At 66.8% G+C, this 3,652-nt stretch carries 5 protein-coding genes and 1 tRNA gene; 1 reads left to right on the top strand and 5 read right to left on the bottom strand.

Annotated features, from left to right (window positions below):
• Positions 1 to 396: 396 nt before the first annotated feature.
• A complete protein-coding gene (locus BM419_RS31470; protein ID WP_091928764.1) occupies positions 397 to 654 on the top strand; it encodes a DUF6894 family protein in 258 nt (85 codons plus the stop codon).
• 87 nt (positions 655 to 741) lie between these two features.
• Here BM419_RS31470 and BM419_RS31465 read toward each other — a convergent pair whose 3' ends face one another.
• From BM419_RS31465 to BM419_RS31450, 5 genes are all read right to left on the bottom strand, one after another.
• Positions 742 to 1,440, bottom strand: a complete 699-nt coding sequence (locus BM419_RS31465; protein WP_091928763.1) for a thermonuclease family protein — start codon at positions 1,438 to 1,440, stop codon at positions 742 to 744.
• A 103-nt stretch (positions 1,441 to 1,543) separates the two neighbouring features.
• Positions 1,544 to 1,681 carry a hypothetical protein gene (locus tag BM419_RS32705; protein WP_170868064.1) on the bottom strand — a complete coding sequence of 46 codons (138 nt, stop codon included), beginning with the start codon at positions 1,679 to 1,681 and terminating at the stop codon, positions 1,544 to 1,546.
• 236 nt (positions 1,682 to 1,917) lie between these two features.
• Positions 1,918 to 1,993: transfer RNA gene (locus tag BM419_RS31460), tRNA-Ile, on the bottom strand.
• Between the two features lie 75 nt (positions 1,994 to 2,068).
• Positions 2,069 to 2,590, bottom strand: a complete 522-nt coding sequence (locus BM419_RS31455) for a hypothetical protein (RefSeq protein ID WP_091928762.1) — start codon at positions 2,588 to 2,590, stop codon at positions 2,069 to 2,071.
• A 123-nt stretch (positions 2,591 to 2,713) separates the two neighbouring features.
• Positions 2,714 to 3,196, bottom strand: a complete 483-nt coding sequence (locus BM419_RS31450; protein ID WP_244539888.1) for a type 2 periplasmic-binding domain-containing protein — start codon at positions 3,194 to 3,196, stop codon at positions 2,714 to 2,716.
• Between the last annotated feature and the right edge of the window lie 456 nt (positions 3,197 to 3,652).

The following is a 3,652-nucleotide window of genomic DNA, read 5'->3' as shown; positions in this document are numbered from 1 at the left end:
CCGCTTGGCCGGCTGCACCGGCCAAGCTCGCCGTGGTCCAGCGACCGACACTGCACTAACTTTGACCTTGGACCACCTCGTGGGGGCCGATCAGCGGCACTGAGCGAAGGCGGCTTAGCCTTCAGGACTCCCATATGTCATCACGACAGGCTTCCCGCCGAACACGACGCTTATACGATCCGATTAATCTCTCGGCACAATACATCGAATTGCCCTAAGCCTCAGGCCGCCTTGTCAACGGGCGCAAGCTTTTGTTGCATCGATCATTTTGGCGTTGACTGCTCTCCGCACCAGTCTCTTTCGGCCATTTTTGACGCTGTAACCAATCGCGCTGCAGCGCATTGCACACGATGCACAGTCGCGCCGGTTCGGCCTCGCCTATGCTCAGGAGGCACAATGAGCCGGTATTTCTTCGATATCCACGCCGGCAGTCTGTCTGATTGGGATGGGGAGGGACGGGAGGCGCCGGATGTGAACGCGGCTATCGCGCACGCTCAGTACGTGCTTGAGGTCGTCATCGGCGAAATCACTCGCCGAGGCGGGAGCCAGCGCGCCATCATATCCATTCGCGACATTGGCGGTCTCTCGATCGCGACTGTGTTGGTTCCCAATGCGGATGCCCAACGGCGCGCCGAGCCTAAGGCGACCCAGTGAGAGAGTACCGCCGTGGTTCACTTGGTGGCGAGCTCGGACGCCTCCCCGCCCGGTGAGCAGCTTGGGGCGGGGCCGACTCTCACTGGATCAACCCCGCTCCGCACGCCAGCCGGCAGCCTTCGCCTCGTCCTCGCTGCAGAACATGCGCTCGCCAGAGCCCGTCGTGATGACGGTCCGGTCGTAGTCACGGCTTCCGGGCAGGTGGTAAATCTTGTCGCCCTTGCGAGAGATGTTGCCCTTGATCGCGCAAGCGGTCTGTGTGGGCGCCGGAGCAGGTTCCGGATGCTTCTCCATCTCCGGCCGGGTCTCGATGCCGCTGGCGCGCTTGGCGCGCCTCCAGTCCGACGGCGGATCGAAGGTGCCGGCCCAGAGCCCGCGCTTCAGCGCCCTCGCGGTGGTCTCGGCCCCGACGTAGTCGCGCGAGTAGCGCTGGTAGGCTGTGGCGTAGCCCTGGCTGACCATCCAGGCGTTCAGGTCCTCCTCGCCCTTTCGGCACACGGCGACGGTGCGGCCGTACCGGTCAGTGTCACGCGGTTCGCACGAGACGTTCGCCTCGCCGATCCGGTCAGCCAAAGCGAGCGCCGCGACCTGCCCGCAGCGATAGGACTTGCCGGCGGCGTCCTGGCAGAGCTGCGCGCTCTCCGGTGCGTCGATGCCGTGCAGGCGGATCCGGGTCCCACGGATCACGACCGTGTCGCCGTCCGTGACCGAGGCGCGGCCCACGATCGGCTCGGCGGCCAGGGCTGGGCCGGCGAGTAGCAGGAGGACGCCGAGGGCTGTGCGCATCTCGCCAGGATACAGGCGCTGCCGGCGCCGGCAACCAGAGGCTTCACCGACGCCGCGGAGCGCTCATATCGATCTCGGGCGTGTTGATGATCGTCACGCCGTCCTAGAAGCCCGAGCCGGTCGGAACGAACGTCACGTCGAAGGTGCAGGTCGGCTTGGCCAGCGCCGCGAGCCCGTTGCACGGGCCGATCAGCTTCTCGGCAATCGCTGCCGTTGTCCCGCCGAGCCCGGAAGCGTCCACTCACAGCTGCCGACCGCCCACCGCAGCCTCGCAGATGAACCCGCCAGGCCCTGGATCGACGCACCGGATCCCACGGACGATGACCGTTTCGCCGCGGTGCCCTTTCGGTTCAGCGAGCAGCTGGCTCACGGTCAGAGTGACCTCGCCTGCCGCTTGCGTAGCCGCACAACCGGCCCCTCGCCGCTCTCGTCGATAAAGATGACGCCAGCGTGCTCTAGACGCCGGCTGCTCCGAGATGGTGGGCCCGGCAGGCCTCGAACCTACAACCAAACCGTTATGAGCGGTCGGCTCTAACCGTTGAGCTACATGCCCCTGGGCTCGAATATCCCTAGCCGCTGTGTAGGAGCAACCTGCTGCACCAGCGCAGCGACGTCGGGTCAGGCGAGCTTACTCGGCTGCCTCAGCCTTTTCGCCACCATCCCGATCATCCTCGGCGGGAGCGTCCTCATCGTCAGAAGCGTCGTTCGGCTCACCAGGCGCCGGAGCGCCGGTACGGTATCTGTCGCCGTCCCGCTCCAACTCGCCGCTGTTGGCCATCACACTGAGGTACGTGTTCAGGGTGTTGGCGGCCACGTCCGTGAGGCGCTCGCTGAGCTCGGCGTGCGTCAAGCCTTCAGAGCCAGCCTCCTCAAGGAGCGCCTTCAGCCGCCCCTTGGCCGAGTTGGCGCGCGGTCCCCGGGGGCCACGGCTACCACGAGGCCGATCCTCGCCAGCCGGAGCGCGACGGTGTGTCGGCAAATCGTCGGCAGGCTCGTCCAGCGGCGTGCCCTCCACGATCGATGCGAGCGACCGCTCGGCAAGGCGGAGTTTCCTCAGCTCGGCGCCGACCCGTTCAAAAACAGCCTCAAGGGTCGCGCGCTGCTGCCTCACGTTGGCAAGCGCCTTCGCGAGAGTGTCGTCATTTGCCATCGGCGAATCGTCTTCCTTGTTCTCGGGGCCAGCGCCTTGGGGCGCAGTCGAAAATCGTATCATCGCCCCCCACTGGATCCGCGCGATACCGAACGCAGCCTTGGCAGGAGTGTTTCATGCCTCCTAGCGCGCGACCGCGTCGTCGCGGAAGCCGCGGGCATCGAAGATCCGCCGGACGACGCCGGTGCGCTTCGCCCCATCGAGCCACGCCGTGACGCGGGCGAGGGCGGCAGGTCGGCCCTTCGGAATGGCGACGGCGACTTGCGTCTGCTGGAAGCCGCCCGCGACGATCCGGGAGCCAGGGACCTGCGGGACCACCGGCCGCAGCGTGTCGCGCGAGAGGGCGAAGGCGTCCGCCTGACCGGCGCGCATGCGCGCGACCGCCTCGGCCACGGACGGGACGGCAACCGGCTGCGTGTGCGTCAGCGTGCGGGCGGAGGCGCGCAACGTCGTGGTGCCGTCGATCGCCAGGACCCGGAGGCCCGGCCTGTCCACCTGCGCCACGTTAGTGATGCCCGCCCCGGCGCTGACCAAATATGTGCTCTCCAGATCGTAGTAGCCGGGACCGAAATCGATTACCTGCCGGCGGGTCGCGTCGACCGGCATGAAGCTGACATCGATCGCCGCGGCCTAGAGGGCGGCCGCCGCGGCACCGGAATTCGGGAACAGTGCGACGGCCAGCGGCAGGCCGACCTGGCGGGCGAGATCCGCGCTCAGATCGGCAGTCACACCATTGAGCTCTCCATCGGCAGCACGGCAGACGAAGATCAGGCCAGCGAACGGCGCCTCGACGAGACCGACCCGGAGCGCCGGTCGGGGCGAGTTCGGCCGTCGTGGCCGCGTCCTGAGTGTGGCTGGAAAGCGTCATGCTGGCGGAAACGGCAGCCGCGGAGAGGAGGGGCTGAACGAGCATTTCGAGCCGTTCGCTTCTGCAGTGCTTCCGCAGCAATCTCTCAACTGCAGGGCTTAGGTAGGGGACTCATTCAGGTCCATGCGATGACACAGGAAACGAGGGCGATGGCAGCGAGATAGTTGCAGGCCAAGCGATCGTAGCGGGTCGCG

The sequence above is a fragment of the Methylobacterium sp. yr668 genome (genome assembly GCF_900116245.1).
Classification (GTDB): domain Bacteria; phylum Pseudomonadota; class Alphaproteobacteria; order Rhizobiales; family Beijerinckiaceae; genus Methylobacterium.
This window is presented reverse-complemented; position numbering and strand designations above follow the sequence as displayed.